General features: G+C 74.4%; 3 protein-coding genes. All 3 read right to left on the reverse strand.

Annotated elements, in window-relative coordinates; genetic code table 11:
- Nucleotides 1-22 precede the first annotated feature (22 nt).
- Nucleotides 23-838, reverse strand: a complete 816-nt coding sequence (locus TN53_RS40275; protein ID WP_107080588.1) for a sensor histidine kinase — start codon at nucleotides 836-838, stop codon at nucleotides 23-25.
- Nucleotides 835-1620: a response regulator transcription factor gene (locus tag TN53_RS40280; RefSeq protein WP_046263833.1), complete on the reverse strand. Its 786-nt coding sequence runs from the start codon at nucleotides 1618-1620 to the stop codon at nucleotides 835-837. The genes TN53_RS40275 and TN53_RS40280 overlap by 4 nt, the downstream gene beginning before the upstream one ends.
- 239 nt (nucleotides 1621-1859) lie before the next feature.
- A partial coding sequence (locus TN53_RS47620; protein ID WP_159038253.1) for a hypothetical protein occupies nucleotides 1860-2272 on the reverse strand: 413 nt, incomplete at its 5' end.

The following is a 2272-nucleotide window of genomic DNA, read 5'->3' on the forward strand; positions in this document are numbered from 1 at the left end:
CATGGGCCTGCGCGGGGCGTTCTCAGTCGGGCGCCAACGGCAGTACCGCCGTGGCGGTCAGGCCCCCCGACGCGGCCCGGCCCAGGCGGAGGCGGCCGCCGGAGGCTCGCAGCAGGGACGCGGCGATCGACAGTCCGAGCCCGCTGCCCTCGCGCGTGGCCCCCGACGCCCCGCGCCAGAAGGGGTGCCCCGCGTGGGCGAGTTCGGCGTCCGTCATGCCGGGTCCCTCGTCCGTGACGCTGACGTGGGCGTACTGCCCGGCGATGTGCACGGCGCAGGTGACGGTGGTGCCGGGCGGGCCCGCCTGCACCGCGTTGTCGAGCAGGACGTCCAGGGCGTGCTCCAGCGCGCCGTGCGTCTGCAGGGCCGTCGCGGCGGTCCCGGTGAGGTCGACACGGACGTCCCGCGCGTCGGCGAGCACACTCCAGGCGTCCGCGCGGGCGGCGGCGACGTCGAGCACCTCGACGGGCTCGGGCAGCGGCCCGGGCCCCGCGGCGCCCCAGTCGAGGATCTGGTTCAGCAGCGTGGCCAGCCGGTCCACCTCCCCCAGCACACCCGGGAGTTCGGCGACATCGGGCCGGCGCTCACCCAGCATCTGCAACCGCAGCCGGATCGACGACAACGGCCCGCGCAGCTGATGCGCGGCGGCGGCCGCGAGACCGTACGGGCCACCGGCCACGTCGGACACGTCGGCAACGTCGGCTGCACCGGACACGTCGGCCGCACCTGCCACGTCGTGCGCCAGGGCCTCCACGCCGTACGGACGCTCCCCCGCGTCGTCCGGACGGCCGCTCGTGTCGTGCGGCACGACGGTCGCACCGCAGCGGCCGGCGTTCATCGCTCGGCCCCGGAGCCGAGGGCCGCCGGCACCGTCAGCCGGTAGCCCACCCCCCGTACCGTCTCGATCCACCGCGTGCTGCCGAGTTTCCCGCGCAGGGACCCGACATGGACGTCGAGCGTGCGGGTGGAGCCGAACCAGTTCTCGTCCCACACCCGGGCCATGATGTCCTCGCGCTGCATGACCGTGCCCGGCTCCTCCAGCAGCATGGCGAGCAGGTCGAACTCCTTGCGGGTGACCCGGATCTCCTCGTCGTCGAGGAACACCCGGCGGGTGCGCGCGTCGAGCCACAGCGGGCCCGCGCGCAGCTTGTCCTGGGCCACGGCCGGTTCCCCCGCGGGCTCCGGCGGGGTACGGCGCGGACGCGGCACCGGTACGGGGAGCGGCGCGGAGTCGGCGGCCGCGCCCCCCTGGGACCGTCCGCAGCAGCAGGCATTGCGGCGCAGCACCGCCTCGATACGGGCGAGCAGTTCATGTCGGCTGAAGGGCTTGGGCACGAAGTCGTCGGCCCCGGCGTACAGGGCCGTCACCCGGTCCAGTTCGTGGTCGCTGCCGCTGAGCACGACGATGGGCACACAGGAGTTCTCCCGGATCCGCCGGCACACCTCGTGTCCGGCGAGGTCGGGCAGGCTCAGATCGAGCAGGACGAGTTTCGTGCCTGGCAGGCTCGCCAGGGCGTCGGTACCGGTGTCGCTGCGGCGGGTGTCGTGGCCGTGCAGATGCAGCATCTGTTGAAGTGCCTCGGCCATTCCGTCATCGTCCTCGACAACCAGTACGTCCATTGCGCTCACGCTCCTCTCAAGGAATTCGTACGCATGACCGGAGTCCTCGAGGTTGCTGAGCTGGCGCGACGGACGTCAACATTCCGCCACACGGTGGGGCGAAACCGTGCGCGCGACCGGAAGTTTCGTGGCTGAGCCCTGTCATGGCGGACGGCGGGAGCGGGCCTGTTGTCAGGGGCCGTGCGGCCCGGTCAGGCACCTTGTCATGCCACTGGGAAGATCGCCGTCGTACGGGCTCGTCAGGCGGCCCGCGGAGCGGAGCCGGACCACGTGCCGCGGCCACGGTTCAGCAGGCCGGCGAGGTCCCCGGGCCGGCAGAGGGCCAGCGAGGCCCCGTGGCGGGCACCGGTGGCGGCGAGCCGGGCGCGGGCGGCGGCGACCGAGCCGAACGCGCGGGCGATCGCGGCGGGCACCGCGGTGCCGGGGAGGGCCTGGTAGGGGTCGGCGTCGACGGCGAGCGCGAAGAACTCCAGCGGCAGCCCCGCGGTGGCCCGGTCGAGGTGGGTGGCGCCGCTGACGGCGTCGGCGACCGTCTCCCGGGCCGCCCCGACGGGCTGCCCGTTCAGCAGTCGCGCCGCGCCGCCACCGGGACAGTGCACCACCGCGTCCAGCCCGCCGAATTCCCGCAGCGCGGCATGCACGGCACCGCGGA

The sequence above is a fragment of the Streptomyces sp. WM6386 genome (assembly GCF_000972385.1).
Lineage (GTDB): Bacteria > Actinomycetota > Actinomycetes > Streptomycetales > Streptomycetaceae > Streptomyces.

Excerpts from the sequence above, each read along its gene's own strand:
- TN53_RS40275 (WP_107080588.1), bottom strand. The coding sequence starts at position 838 with ATGAACGCCGGCCGCTGCGGTGCGACCGTCGTGCCGCACGACACGAGC.
- TN53_RS40280 (WP_046263833.1), bottom strand. The coding sequence starts at position 1,620 with ATGGACGTACTGGTTGTCGAGGACGATGACGGAATGGCCGAGGCACTT.